This window comes from Clostridium sp. KLE 1755 (genome assembly GCF_000466465.2).
In the GTDB taxonomy this organism is placed as follows: Bacteria; Bacillota; Clostridia; order Lachnospirales; family Lachnospiraceae; genus Eisenbergiella; species Eisenbergiella porci.
In genome coordinates this window covers 40,013-59,886 of record NZ_KE992760.1, presented here as the reverse complement: position 1 = coordinate 59,886, position 19,874 = coordinate 40,013, and the positions used below count along the sequence as shown (strand labels likewise).

Below are 19,874 nucleotides of genomic sequence, written 5' to 3'. Positions count from 1 at the left end.
TTGCTCCCGGCTGAAACCGCGGGTATTGACTGTCGATATCCTTTTAAAAAAGAAGCTCCAAAGCTGCTTTTGCAGCCCCTGCCGCCGCTTCCTCCTGAAGTTTTCCAAAAATTACAGGCATGCCGAACCTTTTTGCTGTTTCCTCCGCCATAAGCGGATTCAATCTGATGCCGTTTCCGCTGGCTGCAATTTCTGACCGCCCTTTTCTGATTTCTTCCGGAAAAGCGGCATACATATTGTACAGCTCCTCTGCCATCCCCTTCACATAGGCCCGAATAAAATCTGAAGCATGCAAATTATCAAAGGAAATATTGTGCACGCTCCCCTTTATGCCCTGATTTCCTCTCACCCCATAAAGAGAAGGATTTATTAAAAGATCCGTATCCTTTTTTTCACTCCCGATTCGTTCCATCTGGTCAAAAGCCTGTACTTTCCGGCCCGTAAATTCGTATATTATTTCCTCAAAAAAAGCGGCCAGTTTTTCATAAACCTTCCCGCCATTCAATGATGCCCCCACATAAAGAAACCCCTTGTGAAAAAACGGGCGGATATCTGCCGCCGCATCCGGTATCAGCCGCCTGTCAAACAGGGATACCTGTGAACCTGTCCCCACATTTATGCTTATCTGCTTCTCCGGCCTGTCCAGCGCGCCGTAAAGGCTTGCCTGATTATCCCCAAAAGCACAGCTTACCGGAATTCCCCTGTATAATCCCGCCGCTTCCTTTTCTCCTGAAAGCAAAGGATAATATTCGGCCGCCACGCCTGCCATACGCAGCCTGTCCCGTTCAAAGCAGCCCTCTTTCAGAGAGAAACCGCCGAAGCTTGCCGCAATTGACTCGTCTGTAAGCGGCTGTTTCCTTCCTGTCAGACGCATGGCAGCATAATCGCCTATATTGGCAATTGCAACTGCTTCCCCGGGTATCATCCCATTCCGGGACAGGAAAAAATGGGTTACGGTTCCATACCCCGAAAACAATGGCATTCCTGTCCTCTTGCTTAAATATGCCTCATAGGTTTCTCCGTCCGCCATAAGCTGTTTTCCCTTTTCATCCTTCCAGGTATAAAAAGGGGACACCGCACGCCCTTCTCCGTCCACATAGAGAATTCCATGCATCTGGCTGGAAATGCCCACGGCAGATACACAATCCGGGCCATAACCGCTGTTTTCCGCTTCTTCCAGCAATGAATATATCTTTTCCATAATCGCTTCGGGATCCTGTTCAAAGGTTCCGTGAAGAAAAGCATTCTGCCTGGATGCGGTAAATAACAGCCTCTCCGCTCCTTCCTCATAACAAACCAGGCATATGGAGGTTGTTCCAATATCTATTCCAAGTGATTTCATGGCAGTTAACGCTCCTTTCAGATTCCGGCTGCTTACTTTCCCGCAGCCTTTCCATCGGACATATCAGCCCTGCTGCTGTCATTCCCTTTCCAGAAAATTTCCGCCATATGATATTTTTTGTCAGGCCCGCAGTTTCCCGGCTGCGCATGATACAGACAGGCTTCGGAACCTGTTATCGTTTCCTTTTCCAGCATTTCTTCCTTACCATCATACAAAAACCTTTCCGGTTCCCTGCTACTGATAAAACCAAAGGTCCCCTCCTCAGAAAGGATTACGGTCTGCCGCCCTTCCTCCTGCAGCACAGCTTCCACACAGCCCGGGCCAATGTATTTTTCCAGAATACCTAACGGAATAAAATCTGCCGCAGGAAGAACAAGGAACAGCTCCCCATCATTGGGTGCAAGCCTGAACTCATAGCTGTGCGCTTCTGAAAGCAGGGCCGCTTTTCTTTCCCGATAGCTGTACAATATCCACTCTTTACCGGCAAGCTCCGGAATATCACTGACTTTAATCCGTCCTTCACATACCCTGTCTTCTTTATTAATATTAAGGGCCGTAATCACATAATTTTCATGATAGCGGTTAAACAGCTTCAGGACATGTGTCGTATCCACCGGATTTTCAAACAGGCAATCCACAGTGGGCATCCCCACCTCTTCACAACGGATCAGCCTGCCGTCTTTTTTCATCAGCGGCGCAATAAACCTTCCATCCGTACGCCCTACTTTGTCGCTCGTATAAACCGGGCCGCCGCTTACGGCGCGAAGTATGGAATTCTGCCAGTTTTCTTCATGATCACTCCAGAACATATCCCAGTCTCCCCAGAAAAACTGTCCCTGCAGCAAAGAATTGTAGCCGTTCTGAATTGCATGTTCCCTGAATCCGTGGGGCACGTCCGGTACAAAATCATCACTGCTTCTGGAAATTGCGCTGCTGGGCCGGTTCCACATATCCTCCCCTGCCATCCCCATACAGTTAATAATCCGGTTGTTAAAGTGCAGCGCCGCCGAAGCATTCAAACCCTTTTGAATTCCGGCCGAAGCTCTGCCGTACTCCTTTCTGCCGGCATAAAATAAGGAAATTGCACTCTGACCGTCGACCTTGACAAAATCCACATCACAGCTGTTTTTCAGATAGCTATGCCAGGTATCATAAAATGCAAAAGCTCTGCCCGGCTCCGTATCAGGCACGATCCTTCCATCCTCCAGTGTCCTGCTTTCATCTCTGAGTTTCCGGCCGGCACTGCTGTCCTTCTCTAATCCGTTCCAGTAACCCATTACCGCATGCCAGACGCCCACCTGCTTTACATCATAATCCTGTTTAATTTCCCGAATACACGCCCCCAGTCCGTCCGGGAATTTATCCGCATCCGCATCCAGTCCCTTCAGAACCTGTTTTTTATAATCGGCATCCAGCCAGCCGTCATCTATAAGCACCCATTTTGCAGGAATCCTTTTGTCTTTCAGCTCCTGCATTTTCTCTATAATCCCTTTATGTGAAACCTCATGATAAAAAGCATCCCAGCTGCACCAGCCAAAGTATTCAAACATTTCCGGATAGGTTCTCTCCCGTCTGAACATCTTCGTTTTTCCAAGCAGCGCAAGCGCTTTTTTCACTGCCAGCTCACAGCACTGATAAGGATTTACCCCTGATGCCATAACCAACCCCAAATCATCCACACTGCGTTTATTAATGCAGTTGGAGGCTGCTGTAATTCGAAGCTCCCGGCCCGCCCCTGCAATATCAGTGCGGTATTCCTCCCCGCACACAGCCAGTATGGCAAGATAACCAGCTTCCCCTTCCGCAATCAAAAGCTGTGTCCTTTCAGGCACCTCTTCGCAGCTTTCGGGAAATGCCGGACGTATCCACCAGTCCTTATGCTGGTAAATAGCAATCATACGTTTTACTCCCAACAGCTTCATCCGGTAGCTGACACCCTTTCGGGCATCCAGGAAAGTCTGCGGTCCGAAAAAAGGTTCTTCCGGCTGTTTCCTGGCATGAAGATAAATTGCAGCGGTACTCTCATCCCCCAAAAGCTGCAGCCCGCTTATAACCGGCTGGATTTTCCCGGAAGCGTCTGCCTGTTCTTCCCCGGTATCCGCCTGTGTTTCCAGACTTACCTTTACGCCTTCTTCCGTTTCCAGAACAATTGAGCTTGATACAGGGAATTCTTTTCCGGTATTATTTCTAAACATGTTTTTTCTCCATTTCAGGTATTCCTGGAAAATACTTCGTTAACCAATTCATTAAAGAAATTATCAGCAACAATTTCGCCTGCGCCTATAACTCCCGCATTTTCTCCCAGCTTTGATATCGCAAGGAGGTTTTCCTTAGCACCCTTTACCTTCCTTGCATTTGCCACATTTGAAACAATATCAAAATATCTGGGATATTTTTGTATCAGGATCCCTCCCAGGATAATAATCTGAGGATCCAATATATTTATGAGATTGCTGATGGCAACTCCCACATAAAAGGCGGATTGATTCAAAATAGAAATCGTCAGCAAATCCTTCTTTTCCGCCATTTCAAATACATCCTCAATCACCAGGCTCTCTCTCTTTTCGTAGAGAGGATGCCCCGGCTCCTTTACCAGCTGGCTCTTTAATTCCCGCAGCACCGCGATTCCTGAACTCATGGCCTCAAGACAGCCCCGGTTCCCGCAGTTACACAGCGGACCATTGATATCAATTGTAATATGTCCGAACTCACCTGCGATGCTGTTGGCGCCAATATTTAACTTTCCATCTATTATCAAGCCGGAACCAATACCCATATCCACATCCACATAGGCAAGGTCATAGCAGTCTTTTTCTTCTCCATACCAATATTCACCGAAAGCGATTACATTGGTATCCTTCTGTACGTAAACACTGCATCCGCATTTCTGCTCCAGTATTTCCTTCAAAGGCAGATAGTTCAGCATCGGCATATTAGGCGGCGTCATAATCACACCGGTCTCCGTATCCACCGGACCGGGGACACCCACACCGATTCCCAGAACCTTTTCCTTACCGACACCGGATCTGCGGATTATATTTTCCACAGAAGCAGCCAGCATTTCCACAAACGCGCTTTGATTTGGGAACTCCTGCTGCATGGAGCATCTTTCTATCTCAAGGATTTCTCCCCGAAGATCCAGCAGTGCAATGCTGGTTACAAACTTGTTGATATGTATTCCTACCGTATATCTGTAGGTTTCATTGACAGCATAGGTGACCGCACGTCTCCCCATACCGCCCGCTTCCATTTCATCACACCGGATCAGCTGAAGCTCTTCCAGCTCCTCCAGTATTTTTTTGATTGCCATAAAGGTAAGTCCGGTAACCGAAGCCAGCCCCGCTTTGGTTGCGGTTCCATTTTTTCTGATGTAATTCAGGACTGTCCTTCTGTTAAAATTTTTCAGCTGTACCTGATTTGTCTGTTCTCCCATCTGCCCCTCGCTCCTTTTATCATTTTCGGACAGGAAGCGCAATCGCTTCCTGTCCAAACTTCTTACTCAGGCTCCGGATAATCAGGCAGATTATTCAATCGTAACTTCAGGATACTGGTCACGTAACTGCTTTTTGAATTCTTCTATAATGCCATCATTATCCAGGCCGGCTTTAATTCCGTCTGTTGCTACTTTCTGGAACAAATTCTGTGTTGCTCTTGTATATTTATCGGGTGTTATACCAACAATTTTATCACAGATTTCACTATAGGTCTTCAGCAGATTCTGTCCTCCGAAGTCTTCTGAGGAAAATCCTTCCGCAAGCTCATCACATACTTTTTTGCTTGCAGGAACCTGATTATACTGTTCCATATTCAGCTTCTGGAAATCATCGGAAGCAATATAGGTTAAAAAGGTTGCAGCCAGATCCTTTTTCTCTGAATCATTGTATACGCACGTACCGGTAACGCCTTCATAAGAAGCATTAAAGGGTGTTGCAATTCCCACATTTCCTTTATTGGCATCCCAGTCGGTAAAGAAATCCCAGGAAGGCATTACTCTGAAAAGAAGTGTCCCGTCATTCCATGCCGCAGCCCATTCGGATCCCCAGCTGCCCAGCTCAGCATTTGCCTTGCTGCCGAACATGGTGCGCATATTGTCAATTAAACCAGTCCAATCATCGGTTATTTCCAGTTTACCGTCTCTTACAAGCGGGTCAAAGGAGAAGGCATCCACCTTAACCATCTCGGTAATATTCGGCCAAAGCTGTACTGTGCCATTGGATTTTTCATAAATCTCTTCGCCCTTTGCAATTACTGTATCCCAGTCGGTAAGCATTGCAGAAATTTCATCCGGATCACTTGTCCCAAGCCATTCTTCGCAGGCGTCTCTCAGATACCAGAATCCAACCGGCGAAGACTGGAAACACAGCGCTTTAAACTTTCCATTGGAATCCTTCATTCCTGCGGTCTGGAAGTCGTAGAAGTCTTTTGTCAGCTCTTCAATATTCATATAAGACAGATCCGCAATCAAATCGCTGTCCAGGAATTCGTACATATAATTTTCTTCCAGGTCAAATACATCCGGCACATTATCGCCGCTCTGAAGCGCTGTCAGGATTTTGGTTTTATATTCATCACCGCCAAATACCTGAAGATCAATCTTCACATTGGGATAAACCTCATTGAATGCACTTACCAGATTATTTGCACTGTCCGTATAGGTCCAGTATGTAAATTCTCCTGTTACGCTTGCAGGATCAACTTCCGCAGCGCTCTCTGCCGTCGTCTCCGCCGCAGCCTCGGAAGCCGCCGTACTTTCTGCTGCAGGCGCGCCCTCTGTATTGCTGCTGGTGTTCTCTGTCTGTGCGCTGCTTCCGCATCCGGCAAGGACACCGGCCAGCATAGCGGCGCTCAAAAGAACTGACAATAATTTCTTCTTCATAGTAAAACCCTCCTTAAATATTGTTTTGTAACATAGTTTCTATATTCATCAGCACTGTAACTGATTAAATATCTTTTAAAGTTCTCTCTGTTTATCCCTTTACCGCTGCCCCGATTGAAATTTTTTCCATAATAATCTTGGATGCAAAGCAGAATACGATAACCATAGGAATAATGGAAACCAGCATACCCACATATTGCGCTCCATAATCGGCATGTGTTGCATCACGCACCGTTGCAATCATCAGAGGGAGCGTAAATTTCTTTTTATCATTCAATACAATCAAAGGCGTAAGATAGCTGTTCCAGGTTCCGATAAAAGTCATTACCCCCTGGGTAACGAGCGCCGGGATTACCAGCGGAAGCACCAGCTTATGATAGATGGTAAGTTCTCCGCAGCCGTCCATGATGGCAGCTTCGATCAGTTCATTGGGCAGCGCCCCGTCAATATACTGTTTATAAAAGAACACTGCAAAACAGTTGGCAATTGTGGGGACTATCAGTGTAAAATAACTGTTCAGCAGCTTTAGTGCCTGGATTTCTTTATAGAAACCGATAATCCCAAGCTGTCCGGGAAGCATCATAGCTACCAAGACGACGGAGAACAGAAAATTCTTTCCCTTGAAGTTATATTTCGAAAAAGCATACGCCGCCATCATCGTAAAGTAATTCTGTATTATGGTGACAGCCGCTGCCAGTATCAGGCTGTTAATGATTCCTCTGTACAAATCAATATTCTGTGTCAGACGCTCGAAATTTTCCTTCAGATGCGTGCCGGGAAGAATATTGATTCTGGCAACGATATTGTAATTGTCGTGTGTGGAAGAGATAATCATGACAAAAAAGGGATAAAACGCCACAACCGCCACCAGTATTGCGAAGAGATATATCAGCCCCCTGCTTATAAAACGTTTGATTTTAGTTTGAATCACAAGATTATCTTTATTGTCCATCAGGCTTTTCCTCCCTTCTTCTTTCCATATTCATCCTGCTTGTCCTTCGTTACGAGAAGCGAAAACACGCTGAAAATTGCAATAATTACGAAAATACCATAGGCAACCGCAGCGCCGTATCCAAACTGGAATCTCACAAATGCAGAATCGTACATATATTTTACCATTGTAGTGGTTGCATCTCCCGGCACAGAGGTAAATACCAGCTTAGACTCATCAAACATCTGCAGGCCGCCGATGATGGAGGTAACCATAACGTAAATCAGAATCGGCTTCATCAGTGGAATGGTAATCTTGGTAATTCTCTGCCATGCGCTTGCGCCATCCACTTCCGCAGCCTCCATAACCTCATCTGATATGGAATTGATGCCGGCTGTAAAGTAAATGATATTAAAACCGAAATTTTTCCAGCAGATTGCTATCGCAATAACAATTCTTGCAAGCATCTGGTGATTTTGAAAATCCACCGCCTCCAGTCCCAGCATTGTAATAATGTTGTTGACCGCGCCGCCAGGATAGGAAAACAAAGCCCCGAATAAAAGGCCAATGGTAACCGGTGTAACCAGATTTGGGAAATAATACAGATTTCTTAAAATAAATTTTCCGCGGAACCATTTATTACTGAGAATTAATGACAGTATAAAAGCAATGGTCAGCTGTGGTATAATGGACATAATCCAAATCAGCAGCGTGTTTAGAATGGATTTGAAAAAATATCCGGAATCTATCATCCGCTTGTAATTATCCAGTCCCGTAAATGTAAATTTCCCGGACAGTACATCCATGTTGCAAAAACTCAGCACAAAGGAATATACAATCGGGAATACGCTAAATATTAAAAAAACTATAAAAAATGGTGCCAGATAAAGATACGCGTACTTGTTTCTTTTCTTCGAATTCAATTTATCCTCTCCTTTTCCCCACAAAACTTTTAGGCACTATGTATACAAAAATTAGCTTTTCAATAAATTTATGTGCCATTTCTTTTTCTGATATCAATATATACTATCTTTAATAATAAATCAACTACTAATTAAACTTTTTTTAATAATTGCATCTATTTTGTATATATGCATAAAATCAAAAGAGTGATTTTAGCAATTTTAACGTAAATAAAATGCCTTCCAGCTGATATCCTAAGTCCGTAATTAAAAAGCAGGTTTTAAAAAAAGATTTATTAAATAAAATTTAATATCTTTCCAATCCAATAAAAACCACTTCCTCCCCCAATTATTTTTCATCATCCCATCCTCTCCCCAAAGCGTAAAAAAAAGGAACTGCCCTCACGAGCAGTTCCCTTCAGTCTATTCTCTCTGTTATTTTGTTGTTCTTTTGCTGTTCTTCTTACACCGGTGAAGCCGAAACAATCATCCTCCAGCTATTGCAGCTGCACAGCTTATGCTCCTCCCCGTCCTTCACCGGCCGGTAAGGCAGACGCGCCTCTTCCAGCTCCGGCAGCTTATCAAGCCTCCCGGTCAGGTAGTTCTTCAGCCTGCGCTGCGCTGTTTCCATACGGGACAGCAGCCCTCCCAGACGGATATCCAGCACCTCATAGCCGAAAATTTTACTCTCCGAATCCCAGATTTCCTCTCTGCAGCGTTTATACTCCTTTATCTTTTCCATGCAGGAAGGGATCTCCTTTTCCGCGATTTCCTTCAGCGCCGCCTTGTCGCCAGCCGCATATGCCGCGCACAGGCGGTTGCCCATGCCGGCCTTTACGGAAAGCACATCCGCCAGATGAATATACAGCTCCAGCACCTCATCCTCAATAGCCGCCTCGCTTCCCGCCAGCCCCTGCAGCTTCTCCCGGAGCCGCTCATAATAACGCTCCAGACAGGATTCCGCCGCGCCGCCGGCTTTCATGGAACCGTCGGCCTCCTTCACCTGCCCGTCAAATAATCCCATCATCACATCCTGATAAAGAAGATACTTGGAAGGATTGTCAAAGGTTTCGCTTCCCGGCGCCGCGTCAAATTCACCCAGGGCAAGGTACGCGTCAAAGCTGCTGCCCGTCAGGAATTCAAACTGCTCCTTCAGGCACTCCCTGTCAGGCTCCCTGGAAAATCCATGCTCTGCAAAAAGCACGATAGAGGGAAGGCCTGCCGCCATGGGAGTTTCCGCGCCGTCATCCTGCCACATGGTGCATACCGCTTCCCGGACGCCCTCCGCCTTGCAGGCGCGCATCGCCGCTTCCGTAGTTGCAAAGGCCACCCGGAAGTTGGGAGCCACGCCGTTCCATACCCAGCCGCCCCCGGCAAAAACAGTCTTTCCCGACAGCTGTCTGTGCATACGCAGATATGATTTATAAAAATTCTCATCATCATGGTAATAATCCCAGTAAACCAGCCCGATTTCCTGCGGCGGCTTCACGGCATCCGACAGATCGGAATCCAGCGGCACATCATAATATTCGCTGGCCGGCGATACCATGCGCAGATACATATCCGACCATATCATGGGCTCCAGCCCCAGTTCCCTGCAAATATCCGCAACCCGCTTCAGATGCTCGGTCATAATCTCCGCTTTGGTATGATACCCGTTTTTCAGAAGGTAATTGCCAAGGCCCAGCGACCAGGCTTCATCCATTCCCAGATGCACCCTCCTGCTGCGGAACGGCTCCGTAGCGGACTTGATGCAGGCCTTTACAAAATCATAGACCTTCTCCTCCCCCACCAGAAGAATATCCTCCGTATCCCGGGTTCCCTGCATCACATCCCAGCGAAGTGCCGTCTTCAGATGGGCAAGCGCCTGAATACAGGGAATCATTTCAATTCCAAACAGGGCTGCGTAGTTGTCGCACTCAGCCAGTTCTTCCTTCGTATACCTGCCGCGGAACGCGCCGAAATAAGGATACTCCGGCACTTCATAGGTATCCTCTGTGTAAAGCATCATGGTATTCATGCCCAGCGCTGCCTGGATACGGATATACTTCTTTATCGTTTCCACATTGAGTACACTGTTTCTGGAACAGTCCAGCATGGTACCGTTTTTATCCAGGTACACGGTTTCCTTTTTTTCAAAGCTATCGTCCGTCCCTTTTCTTTCCAGTTCCCGTACAAGCGTCATCAGCGCACGGAAAAGGAACGTTTTCCCGCAGGCCCTGAGCACCGCTTTCCCTTTGCGGCAGCCCTTTTCTTCACAGCAGCTGTAGGTAACCGACACCTCCCTGCCATCTTCCACGCCGGTGAGATCCATTGTAACCTCTACAGGCATTTCCAGCCCGCCGTTCAGCACCGGATTCACCGTCTGGGCGTCTGTAACCACCTGATGGCGCCTTTCCTCCAGCAGCTCTCTCATTCCGGTCAGAAGCTCCGGCCTGTTATTCATCAGCTTAAAATACATATTCTTCACCCCTTATCTTACTGCAGCGACGGCCGCCCTCCCGGCCCCAAAAACCGCCGCCATGTAGTCTAATTGCATACTAGCATACTTCACTGCAAAAGTCATCCGGCATCTTTGCGGTATACAAACTTTTTTGTTTTTGCTATAATAGGAACATAAAAAAGTAACTGTCCAATCATCCGGGCAGTTGCCGGAAGAAACATGATACAGACAGGGCGCCCGGTCCGCCGGGGCCGCCAACAAACTATAAAAGCGAGGAACCGCATATGAGCAAAATAAGAGCAGTTGTTTCCCTTGGGCATCAGGCTCTGGGATATACTACCACAGAACAGCTGGACGCCGTGAAAGTGACGGCAAAAGCGCTGGCCGACTTAATTGAGGCGGACTACCAGCTGACCATCACCCACAGCAACGGCCCGCAGGTAAGCATGATCCATAAGGCCATGACAGAGCTGCGCCGTGTTTACATTGATTACACCCCCGCTCCCATGTGCGTCTGCAATGCCATGAGCCAGGGCTACGTAGGCTACGATATCCAGAATTCCCTTCGCGCAGAGCTGTTAAGCCGCGGGATATCCAAGTCAGTCAGCACCATCCTCACCCAGGTCACCGTTGACCCTTATGACGAAGCGTTCTATGAGCCCACCAAGCTCATCGGCCGTTATATGTCAAAGGAAGATGCGGAAATAGAACAGAAAAAAGGCAACTTTGTAATAGAAGAACCGGGCAAAGGCTACCGCCGTATCGTAGCGGCTCCCAAGCCCATCGATATCCTGGAAATCGACGCCATCCGCGCCCTGGCTGATGCAGGCCAGGAGGTCATCGCCTGCGGCGGCGGCGGCATCCCCGTCATCCCTCAGGAGCATGCCTTAAAAGGCGCCTCCGCAGTCATCGAAAAGGACTGCATCGCAGGCAAGCTGGCCGTGGATCTGAAAGCTGATCAGCTGATCATCCTCACCAGTGTAAAACAGGTGTACAAGGATTACCAGAAGGAAACGGAAGCCCCTATCCGCCGTATGAATACAGCGGAAGCCAAAGCTTATATTGCAGATGGCCAGTTCGAAGCCGGCACCATGCTTCCCAAAATCGAAGCCGCTATCTCTTATCTGGAGGCGGTTCCTACCGGAAGCGTGCTGATCACATCGCTGGATTTCGTGGCGGACGCGGTGAAGGGGAAGGCCGGGACGGTGATTACCGCTTAAAGCGCTGCCCCTTTAAAATCAGCCCTTCAACTCTCCACTAGCATAAATTACAATACCAAAAGGAGGATGTCCCCTTTACAAGGCATCCTCCTTTTCCGATATCCGCTGTACACAGATAATAAATTATTTCCGCAGAGCTAAACTTCATAGGACTGAATTCCACAGGCCTGCACAGCAACTGTTTTTCAGGCCCTAATATCCTCCAGCCTCCCCTCAAACTCCGTCATATCCGTCTCCGTCTCAAAGAACTCTTCCTCCGGATACGCATCTAAAACCGCATTCTCCCCAGTCCCGGCCGCATCCCTTTCCGCGCCGCTTTCAAGCTGTGACTCCTGTCCTTCAAGCCGCGCCTCCTGTCCCGCTTCCGTTCCCAGGATCTGGAACCCATGCATCCCCAGGACGGCGGCCGCAACCAGCACCGCAGAGCCCAGCCCCAGCAATCCCATTCTTTTTTTCACTGAATTCTGTGTAAATTTCATGAAAAAACCCCTTTCCGGATAAAAAAGTCAGTTCCATTTGAATCAAATATCCCCGCAGTTTTATTCTACCCGGAAAAGGGCAGTTCTAACATCAAAGTACTGTAATGCTTTTGTAAAGAAAAAGTAACGCTGTTTTGGCAGGACTGTTATATCATCTTCCGAATGGCGTATGCCATTTCCAGTCGCGCACCTCCGGCAGATCCTGTCCGTATTCCGCAATATACTGCTTGTGCTCCACCAGCTTGTCGCGCATCTTCTGCAGCAGATAGGAGCCCTTGTTTCCAAGCTGGGGCAGGTTATTGATCACCGACTGCACCAGATGATAGCGGTCAATTTCATTCTGTACGCGCATATCGAAAGGCGTGGTAATCGTCCCTTCCTCCTGATAGCCGTACACATGCAGGTTCCGGTTGGTACGGTAATAGGTCAGCTCATGGATCATGGTCGGATAGCCATGGAACGCAAATATGATAGGTTTATCCTTCGTAAATAACGCATCATAGTCCGTATCGCTCAGGCCATGCGGATGCTGGAATGCGGACTGCAGCTTCATCAGGTCAACCACATTCACAACACGGATTTTCAGCTCCGGCATGGCATCCTGCAGAATGGTAACTGCAGCCAGCGTTTCCAGCGTAGGTGTTTCGCCCGCGCAGGCCATTACCACATCCGGTTCCGCGCCCTGGTCGCTGCTTGCCCACTCCCAGATTCCCACGCCCTGGGTGCAGTGCTTCACCGCCTGCTCCATGGTCAGCCACTGCGGCCTGGGATGCTTGGAGGTCACAAGCACATTCACATAATTTTTGCTTCTGATGCAGTGATCAAAGCAGGAAAGCAGACAGTTCGTATCCGGCGGCAGATACATGCGCACCACATCCGCCTTCTTATTGGCGATATGATCCAGGAAACCGGGATCCTGATGGGTAAATCCGTTGTGATCCTGCTGCCATACATTAGAAGAAAGAATCAGGTTCAGGGAAGCGATTTTCTGTCTCCAGGGAAGCTCGTTGCATACCTTCAGCCATTTTGCATGCTGCGCCGCCATGGAGTCAATGATACGGATAAACGCTTCATAGCTTGCAAAAAAGCCGTGGCGTCCGGTGAGCAGATAACCCTCCAGCCATCCCTCGCACATGTGCTCGCTGAGCATGGAATCCATAACCCTTCCGTCCGCAGCCAAGAATTCATCCTGTTCCTTCTGTTCGGCATTCCAGCTCCTGTTCGTCTCTTCAAATACGGCGCCCAGGCGGTTTGACATGGTTTCATCCGGTCCGAAAATGCGGAAGTTCCTCGTCTCTTCATTTAATTTGAAAATATCCCTTACAAAGCTGCCCAGGTTAATCATATCCTGGGATTCCACAGAGCCGGGCGCAGGGACCTCAATCCCGTAATCCCTGAAATCCGGCAGGCGCAGATCACGCAGCAGCAGTCCGCCGTTAGCATGGGGATTGGCGCTGATTCTGCGGTTTCCTTCCGGAGTCAGCGCACGAAGCTGCGGAATCAGACGGCCATCCTCATCAAACAGTTCCTCTGGATGATAGCTTTCCAGCCATTCCTTAAGCACCTTCAGGTGCTCCTCGGGCTTATCCATCAGAATCGGCACCTGATGGGCGTGGAAGGAGCCTTCAATCTGCGTTCCGTCCACTTCCTTAGGGCCGGTCCAGCCCTTGGGTGTGCGCAGGACGATCATCGGCCAGAACGGACGGGCTGTATCACCGTTCTCCCTGGCATTTTTCTGGATTGCCTTGATTTCTTCTATTGCCTGATCCAGCGTTTCCGCCATTTTCCTGTGCATGGTCATGGGATCGTCACCCTCTACAAAGTAAGGCTTCCAGCCGCAGCCATGGAAGAAGCTCTCGATTTCATCGTGGGAAATTCTGGAAAAAATAGTAGGGTTGCTGATCTTGTAACCGTTCAGATGCAGAATGGGAAGCACCGCCCCGTCCGTTACAGGATTCAGGAATTTATTGGAATGCCATGCCGTGGCCAACGGGCCGGTCTCCGCCTCACCGTCTCCCACAATACATGCGGTGATCAGATCCGGATTATCAAAAACAGAACCAAAAGCATGGGCGATGGAATAGCCCAGTTCGCCGCCTTCATTGATGGAACCGGGTGTTTCCGGAGCCACATGGCTGGAAATGCCTCCGGGGAAGGAGAACTGCTTGCACAGCCTCTTCAGTCCGTCCATATCCTGGCTCACATTGGGATATACCTCGCTGTAGGTTCCCTCAAGATAAGAGTTTGCCACGAAAAAGTTGCCGCCGTGCCCGGGCCCGGAAATGAGGATCATATCCAGATCGTATTTTTTTATGGCACGGTTCAGATGCGTATATACAAAGTTCTGTCCGGGCACTGTTCCCCAGTGTCCCACAATTTTTTTCTTAACATCCTCAAGGGTAAGAGGCCTGCGAAGCAGCGGGTTGTCCAGCAGGTACAGCTGTGCCGCCGCCAGATAATTGGCTGCGCGCCAATAGGCGTCCATCTTCTGCAGATACTCCTCCGTCAGAGGCTGCTTTTCAGCAATCATTGTGTTTTCCATTGTTTTCCTCCTCGTCGTGTCCCGACACGAAATATGCTTTATCCATATTATTTCCCATTTATTTTATCGCAGTCATTTTTTCTTCGCAACCGGTTTCAAAAATTTCGTAAGATTTATCAGACGCCCTTCTGCAAAGCTTCTGCCTGCGGGAAACCTTGTCCATCCCTTCCCCCCTCTCCTCCCTCCGCAGTCGGAAAAATGCCCTGATTTTCCGGTAATTTTCGGAAAACCAGGGCAATCCTCTTCAACAATATGTCAATACGGGCAAGGCCTGTTATTCAGCACACCTCATCCTCCGTCCCTCTCCGTCCGCTTTCTTTTTTCCCAATAGCGGTCAGTGTATCCTGAAAAAGCGCCGTCCTGTACTTGGAATCCATTCCCATAAAAAGGCTGTAAATCACGTCCGTAATTATGAGGAACGGCAGCTGCGGGGATATATTGTCCCCAAGAGACAGCCCTTCCACCGCCGGGACCGTCAGAATCTGTCCGAACTGCTCCTGGAAATGCTGCTTCCGGCAGGCTGTGATCAGCACCGTCTCCGTATGATGGAGCCCGGCTGTGCGCAGCGCGTCCAGCACTGCCTCCGTCTCCCCGCTGATGCTCATGCCGATCACCAGATCCTCCGGCTTGGTAAGCACCGCCTGCATCTGCATCAGGTGCGGATTGTCGATAATTTCCACCAAAAGCCCCAGCCGCATGAAACGCAGCTTGAACTCCCGCGCCGCGCAGGCGGAGCTGCCCAGGGCGAAAATGTAAACCCTGGCAGCCTCCGATAAAGATTCGCAGAACCGGTAAACCTGTTTGGTAATCCCGCCGTCAAAATGCAGCAGTATTTTCTGGTAGGTATCAATGATTCTGTGCAGCAGCTCCTCATCATCACACTGTACCATCTGAAAATTAATTTCATATAAATACTGGAATTCCCGATACCCGGAAAACCCGATTTTTTTGGAAAATCTGGTCATGGCAGGCTCCGAAACATGCAGCCTGGCAGCCACCGCCTTGGCGGAAAATTCCATCTTTTCCGTATTGCTGAGGAAAAAATCGGCAATAATGCGCTCCGTATTCGTCATCTTTTTATAGTGCATCCGGATTCTTTCCATGATGTCCTGAAAATAAATATTCATCTCTCGCTCGCTCCATGCTGTCAATAAGAACCGCTTTTACTTTCCATAGCTGGCGATAATGTCCTCCAGCGATTCCACCTTTTCCAGTTCATCCATCATTTTGTTATAGCCCATACGATCCAGTTCCGCCAGATAATCATCCCAGGTGGCATCCACATCTATCTGTCCCAGAACCGCTTCCGTACAGTAATTGTTCACATAGGCCCATACATCGCTGCTGATTTCGGAAGAAATGGTTGCATAATCTGTCTCACTCCTGATATCGGATTTATAAGGGATCGTCTGCCACTTCATCCAGCTTCCGTTCTCTTCCGCCGACCAGTATTTCAGCCCTGCAACAAACAGCGGCTCATAGGTGGTCCATCTGGTTACGTCACGATCCTGTCCGTACTGGCCGAAGGTCCAGGTTCCCTTCTTTCCGGAAGGCATTACGTTGAGCTTCACAGGCATTTCCCCGGTTTCATCCCATTCCCAGTCAACTCCCTTTTCACCGTAAAACAGGGACGCATGGATATCAAGATCACCATCTCCGAACAGTGTGTAGTTCAGGAACTGAAGTATTTTCGCCAGCTTCTGATCATCCACATTGGCATTCACAAAAAAGCTGCCGTAAGCGGGGGATTCATTGGTTCTGGCCTTCACTTCTCCGCCGTCCGGCTTCACTCCGGGCGTAGCAAGGATTTTTACATCGGGGTATTTTTCAATCAGCGTCAGCGGAGGACGTTCCACTGCCCAGGAATTCAGGGAGTTGGTGGAGGTAATCCAGTAGCCTGCCGTCTGATTGTTCACTTTTTCCCAGGACAGGGTTCTGTCGCCCGTGATGATTTCCGGATCAATCAGACCGCTCTTATACATATCCGCAAAGCCCTTCAGGAATTCCTTATATTCATCCATCACATAATACTGCTCCGCCCTGCCGTTTACATCATTCACGCCGGTGTAAAAATCATAGCCGGAGAAAAATACTCCCTGGGTAAGGCTGGGAGCCGTAACGCCCACCGTATCCCTGGCCCCGGTATGGTTGGGATCCTTATTTACAAAGGCATCCATAATTTCCAGGAATTTGCTCAGTTCAATCCCGTCGTCAGCCACATAAATATTATCTGATATCTGCTCCACATTCACGCCCAAATCAATGCCCAGGTCAAGAATCCAGTCATAACGGTAATAATCATTGGGCAGATAATAATCCACGAACTGGAAGGTGATCCCCGTCAGATACCGGAACTGATCCTCATTTTCCGGATCCAGCGTCATTTCATACATCAGCGGGAATTCTTCATAATATTCAATCAGCTTCGGGCAGTAATATTCCACCATTGCCCTGGGTATCGTCCTTGCCAGTTCCTGCTCATACATCCAGTTCACCGTCTTGTTGAACCATCCGCAGTCCGGCATCTCCCCGGAGGCCAGCAGCAGGTCGATGGTATCGTTGGTTTCCGCCTTTTCCACCGTGATGTCAACGTTCAACGCATCCTCAATCATGGTTTCTATGTAGGATCCATCCTCATAATCCGCTCCCGACCACATACCGGTATAGCTGATGCTGTACCTTTCATCCGGGTCAGGCTGGGGAATATCCGCAGGCGCGTCCTTTGTTTCCCCGCCTCCGGCAGACTCCACCGCCGTGCTTCCCTGTTCCTGTGTTGCCAGGGCATCCGCCGTACCTGAATTTCCGCCCGCGGTATTTCCTCCGCATCCGGCAAGCGATGCCGTAAGAATACAGGCCAGCCCCAATGCAATCCCCTTTTTCAATGCTCTTAACTTCATTTGTTCTCCTCCTCCCAATCATTTTCAGTTACTTAATCATGAAAACTCCCTGCGGCTCAGCGTATTTCCTCCAGCTGGAAACGCGGTATCCTCCGGATTCTCGTTTTGGCCAGACAGCTTCCGTCCTCCGGCCCGCCTGCGCAGTAAGCCAGCAGCATGGCATCTTTTGTAAAATGAATGGCACAGTAGCAATAACCGTGATCCTCTTCCTCTTCAAAGCTCACCGGCTCCGTAAAGGTCTGTCCATTGTCCCTGCTGACTGCAATCACATAAGGCGTCCTGCCTCCCATGAAAACCTTCCCCGGCTCTTCTCTCCCGTTATACTGTGGGATAGGATTCCAAATGGCATACAGCACCCCATTTTCATCCCTTTTCATACTCAGGGGACCGTTGGGCGAAGTAAACCGGGATGGCTGGCACGCGGTCCAGGTATTGCCGTAATCCATGGAAAACATTTCATACTGCCGCCCCAAATCGGTCCTTGCCCAGCCCCACAGATGTCCGGGCGTAAGTTCCATAACTCCCGGTTCCTGCAGTCCCGAATAACAGCAGTTAGAGTAAGGCATGCTGCATTTCCCGGAAGCAGGCTTCCAGGTGGCGCCGTCATCCTCGGAATAAAAAAACATATCCTCCGCCCGGCTGTCAAAAAATCTGCTCCCTTCCTCCATATCACCACGCAGCCCAGACCTGTGGGATGCTGCCGGGATCAGTATCCTTCCGTTGGAAAGCCGTATCACCCTGTCATTATTTACAACAAAGAAACCTTCCTGCGGTGTGCACAGCACCCGTTCCCCCCAAGTTCTTCCCCCGTCCCGGGATCGCCGGAGGAACATCCGCAGCAGCGTATACGTGGTCCTGACCAGGTAAAAAAGTCCGATATCCCCGTTTTCCATATGCATCATGGACAGAGACATGGCGTTGACGCCGTCCTCACCTTCGCAGGTCAGAATGGTGCTCTCCTCGCCGAAGGTTCTTCCGTCATCCCGTGACCGCAGAAGACATAAATCCGTTGTAGCCTCATCCGAACAGCTCTTCCCCTTATAGCGGCTGTACGCATACAGAATTTCCCCATCCGGCAGCGTCAGGAACGCTCCCTCACTGTTTCTGGGATTGTCCGGCCCGGGGACCAGATCCAGACTTACACTCCCCAATTCCATTCTTTTCATACTCATCCTCCCTCGATATCGCATTTTCCTGCAATACCGCATCAATCAGCAGTTTGAAAGAAGCCGTCCAACAGCCTCCCGGCTGCACGTTCCGGCGCGCATTCTGCTGCAACTGCGTCCCAATTCCGGTCAGCCCTTCACGGCCCCAATCATGATTCCTTTCACAAAATACTTCTGCAAAAACGGATAAACAAGAATGATAGGAAGCACGACAAGGACCGTTGTGGCCGCCTTTACCGTATCAGGGTTCATATCCACCATTTCTCCCATGGCCTCGATTTCATAAGGGGTATCGGGCGTCCGGTTGAGGCTGTCCAGCATTCTGCGCAGAAGGTACTGTAGAGTTGTCAGGCTGGCGCTCCTGCGGCAGTAAATCATGTTGTCAAACCAGGAATTCCACTGGCCGACCATCTGCCACAGCGCCACCGTAGCGATAACCGGCTTAGACAGAGGCATCATAATGGAAAAGAAAATCCTCGTCTGGGATGCGCCGTCAATGCTTGCAGCCTCCTCCATTCCCTTATCCACCGAAAAAAAGTAATTCCGGATGATAATGCAGTTAAAAATGCTGAACCCGCTGGGCAGGATATAAACCATAAAGTTATTCAGAAGATGAAGATTCTTCATATTTAAATACGCAGGAATCATGCCGCCTGAAAAAAACATGGGAATCAGCAGCACTGCCGTGATAATTTTCCGGAACGGCATCTGTGTCCTTGTGAGCGAATACGCCGCCAGGCAGCACACCAGCAGATGGAAAACAGTGCCGCATACGGTCCTCGCAACCGATACAAAGGCCGCGCCAAGTATTTCATTATTCTGAAGACAGTACTGATAGGCGCTCAGCGTCCATACTTTCGGGAAAAAATTAATATGCATATAGGAAATATCCTGCGCCCTGGAGAAGGACCGGACTATCATATCCCAGAAAGGAATCAAAATGGTAATACAGAACAGTATCATAAAGATAACATTACAGGTATCGAATATCCTGCTTGCCTTTGACTTTTTTATTTTATTTTTCTTAGTATAAGCATGCTTATTCATGGCATCCTCCCTCCCATAGCAATGGCCTG

Annotated in this window: 14 protein-coding genes; 1 reads left to right on the top strand and 13 read right to left on the bottom strand. The window is 48.9% G+C overall.

Annotation, left to right across the window (positions count from 1 at the left end; all coding sequences use genetic code 11):
- Positions 1-43 precede the first annotated feature (43 nt).
- The 7 genes from HMPREF1548_RS22910 to HMPREF1548_RS22880 form a co-directional block, all read right to left on the bottom strand.
- Positions 44-1,342: a sedoheptulokinase gene (locus HMPREF1548_RS22910; RefSeq protein WP_021639025.1), complete on the bottom strand. Its 1,299-nt coding sequence runs from the start codon at positions 1,340-1,342 to the stop codon at positions 44-46.
- A gap of 32 nt (positions 1,343-1,374) precedes the next feature.
- Positions 1,375-3,537 (bottom strand): Sip1-related alpha-galactosidase, encoded by a 2,163-nt coding sequence (locus tag HMPREF1548_RS22905; protein ID WP_021639024.1) that lies wholly within the window; start codon positions 3,535-3,537, stop codon positions 1,375-1,377.
- A 14-nt stretch (positions 3,538-3,551) separates the two neighbouring features.
- Positions 3,552-4,775 carry an ROK family protein gene (locus tag HMPREF1548_RS22900; protein ID WP_025488581.1) on the bottom strand — a complete coding sequence of 408 codons (1,224 nt, stop codon included), beginning with the start codon at positions 4,773-4,775 and terminating at the stop codon, positions 3,552-3,554.
- A gap of 90 nt (positions 4,776-4,865) precedes the next feature.
- Positions 4,866-6,218, bottom strand: a complete 1,353-nt coding sequence (locus tag HMPREF1548_RS22895; protein ID WP_021639022.1) for an ABC transporter substrate-binding protein — start codon at positions 6,216-6,218, stop codon at positions 4,866-4,868.
- A gap of 91 nt (positions 6,219-6,309) precedes the next feature.
- A complete protein-coding gene (locus tag HMPREF1548_RS22890) occupies positions 6,310-7,170 on the bottom strand; it encodes a carbohydrate ABC transporter permease (RefSeq protein WP_021639021.1) in 861 nt (286 codons plus the stop codon).
- The gene (locus tag HMPREF1548_RS22885) at positions 7,170-8,072 is read right to left on the bottom strand and encodes a carbohydrate ABC transporter permease (protein WP_025488579.1); all 903 of its coding nucleotides are present in this window, start codon (positions 8,070-8,072) and stop codon (positions 7,170-7,172) included. Before HMPREF1548_RS22885 ends, HMPREF1548_RS22890 begins: the two co-directional genes overlap by 1 nt.
- Positions 8,073-8,514: 442 nt before the next feature.
- On the bottom strand, positions 8,515-10,512 hold the full coding sequence (locus tag HMPREF1548_RS22880) for a beta-N-acetylhexosaminidase (protein WP_021639019.1): 1,998 nt from the start codon (positions 10,510-10,512) through the stop codon (positions 8,515-8,517).
- 266 nt (positions 10,513-10,778) lie between these two features.
- Here HMPREF1548_RS22880 and arcC point away from each other — a divergent pair, with 266 nt between their 5' ends.
- Positions 10,779-11,714, top strand: coding sequence for a carbamate kinase (arcC, locus tag HMPREF1548_RS22875; protein ID WP_021639017.1), 936 nt, complete (start codon positions 10,779-10,781; stop codon positions 11,712-11,714).
- A gap of 185 nt (positions 11,715-11,899) precedes the next feature.
- On the opposite strand, the gene HMPREF1548_RS22870 is transcribed toward arcC, so the two are convergent.
- The 6 genes from HMPREF1548_RS22870 to HMPREF1548_RS22840 form a co-directional block, all read right to left on the bottom strand.
- Positions 11,900-12,193, bottom strand: a complete 294-nt coding sequence (locus tag HMPREF1548_RS22870; RefSeq protein ID WP_021639016.1) for a hypothetical protein — start codon at positions 12,191-12,193, stop codon at positions 11,900-11,902.
- 151 nt (positions 12,194-12,344) lie between these two features.
- Positions 12,345-14,735: a phosphoketolase family protein gene (locus HMPREF1548_RS22865; protein ID WP_021639015.1), complete on the bottom strand. Its 2,391-nt coding sequence runs from the start codon at positions 14,733-14,735 to the stop codon at positions 12,345-12,347.
- Positions 14,736-15,013: 278 nt separating this feature from the next.
- Positions 15,014-15,862: a MurR/RpiR family transcriptional regulator gene (locus HMPREF1548_RS22855; protein ID WP_021639013.1), complete on the bottom strand. Its 849-nt coding sequence runs from the start codon at positions 15,860-15,862 to the stop codon at positions 15,014-15,016.
- A gap of 36 nt (positions 15,863-15,898) precedes the next feature.
- Positions 15,899-17,632 (bottom strand): type 2 periplasmic-binding domain-containing protein, encoded by a 1,734-nt coding sequence (locus HMPREF1548_RS22850; protein ID WP_021639012.1) that lies wholly within the window; start codon positions 17,630-17,632, stop codon positions 15,899-15,901.
- 56 nt (positions 17,633-17,688) lie between these two features.
- On the bottom strand, positions 17,689-18,798 hold the full coding sequence (locus tag HMPREF1548_RS22845; protein WP_051358458.1) for a sialidase family protein: 1,110 nt from the start codon (positions 18,796-18,798) through the stop codon (positions 17,689-17,691).
- A gap of 129 nt (positions 18,799-18,927) precedes the next feature.
- The gene (locus HMPREF1548_RS22840) at positions 18,928-19,845 is read right to left on the bottom strand and encodes a carbohydrate ABC transporter permease (RefSeq protein WP_021639010.1); all 918 of its coding nucleotides are present in this window, start codon (positions 19,843-19,845) and stop codon (positions 18,928-18,930) included.
- Between the last annotated feature and the right edge of the window lie 29 nt (positions 19,846-19,874).

Coding starts and splice junctions, on each gene's coding strand:
- HMPREF1548_RS22870 (WP_021639016.1), bottom strand. CDS start 12,193: ATGAAATTTACACAGAATTCAGTGAAAAAAAGAATGGGATTGCTGGGG.
- HMPREF1548_RS22890 (WP_021639021.1), bottom strand. CDS start 7,170: ATGGACAATAAAGATAATCTTGTGATTCAAACTAAAATCAAACGTTTT.
- HMPREF1548_RS22865 (WP_021639015.1), bottom strand. CDS start 14,735: ATGGAAAACACAATGATTGCTGAAAAGCAGCCTCTGACGGAGGAGTAT.
- HMPREF1548_RS22845 (WP_051358458.1), bottom strand. CDS start 18,798: ATGAAAAGAATGGAATTGGGGAGTGTAAGTCTGGATCTGGTCCCCGGG.
- HMPREF1548_RS22855 (WP_021639013.1), bottom strand. CDS start 15,862: ATGAATATTTATTTTCAGGACATCATGGAAAGAATCCGGATGCACTAT.
- HMPREF1548_RS22900 (WP_025488581.1), bottom strand. CDS start 4,775: ATGGGAGAACAGACAAATCAGGTACAGCTGAAAAATTTTAACAGAAGG.
- HMPREF1548_RS22850 (WP_021639012.1), bottom strand. CDS start 17,632: ATGAAGTTAAGAGCATTGAAAAAGGGGATTGCATTGGGGCTGGCCTGT.
- HMPREF1548_RS22910 (WP_021639025.1), bottom strand. CDS start 1,342: ATGAAATCACTTGGAATAGATATTGGAACAACCTCCATATGCCTGGTT.
- HMPREF1548_RS22880 (WP_021639019.1), bottom strand. CDS start 10,512: ATGTATTTTAAGCTGATGAATAACAGGCCGGAGCTTCTGACCGGAATG.
- HMPREF1548_RS22840 (WP_021639010.1), bottom strand. CDS start 19,845: ATGAATAAGCATGCTTATACTAAGAAAAATAAAATAAAAAAGTCAAAG.
- HMPREF1548_RS22905 (WP_021639024.1), bottom strand. CDS start 3,537: ATGTTTAGAAATAATACCGGAAAAGAATTCCCTGTATCAAGCTCAATT.
- HMPREF1548_RS22895 (WP_021639022.1), bottom strand. CDS start 6,218: ATGAAGAAGAAATTATTGTCAGTTCTTTTGAGCGCCGCTATGCTGGCC.
- arcC (WP_021639017.1), top strand. CDS start 10,779: ATGAGCAAAATAAGAGCAGTTGTTTCCCTTGGGCATCAGGCTCTGGGA.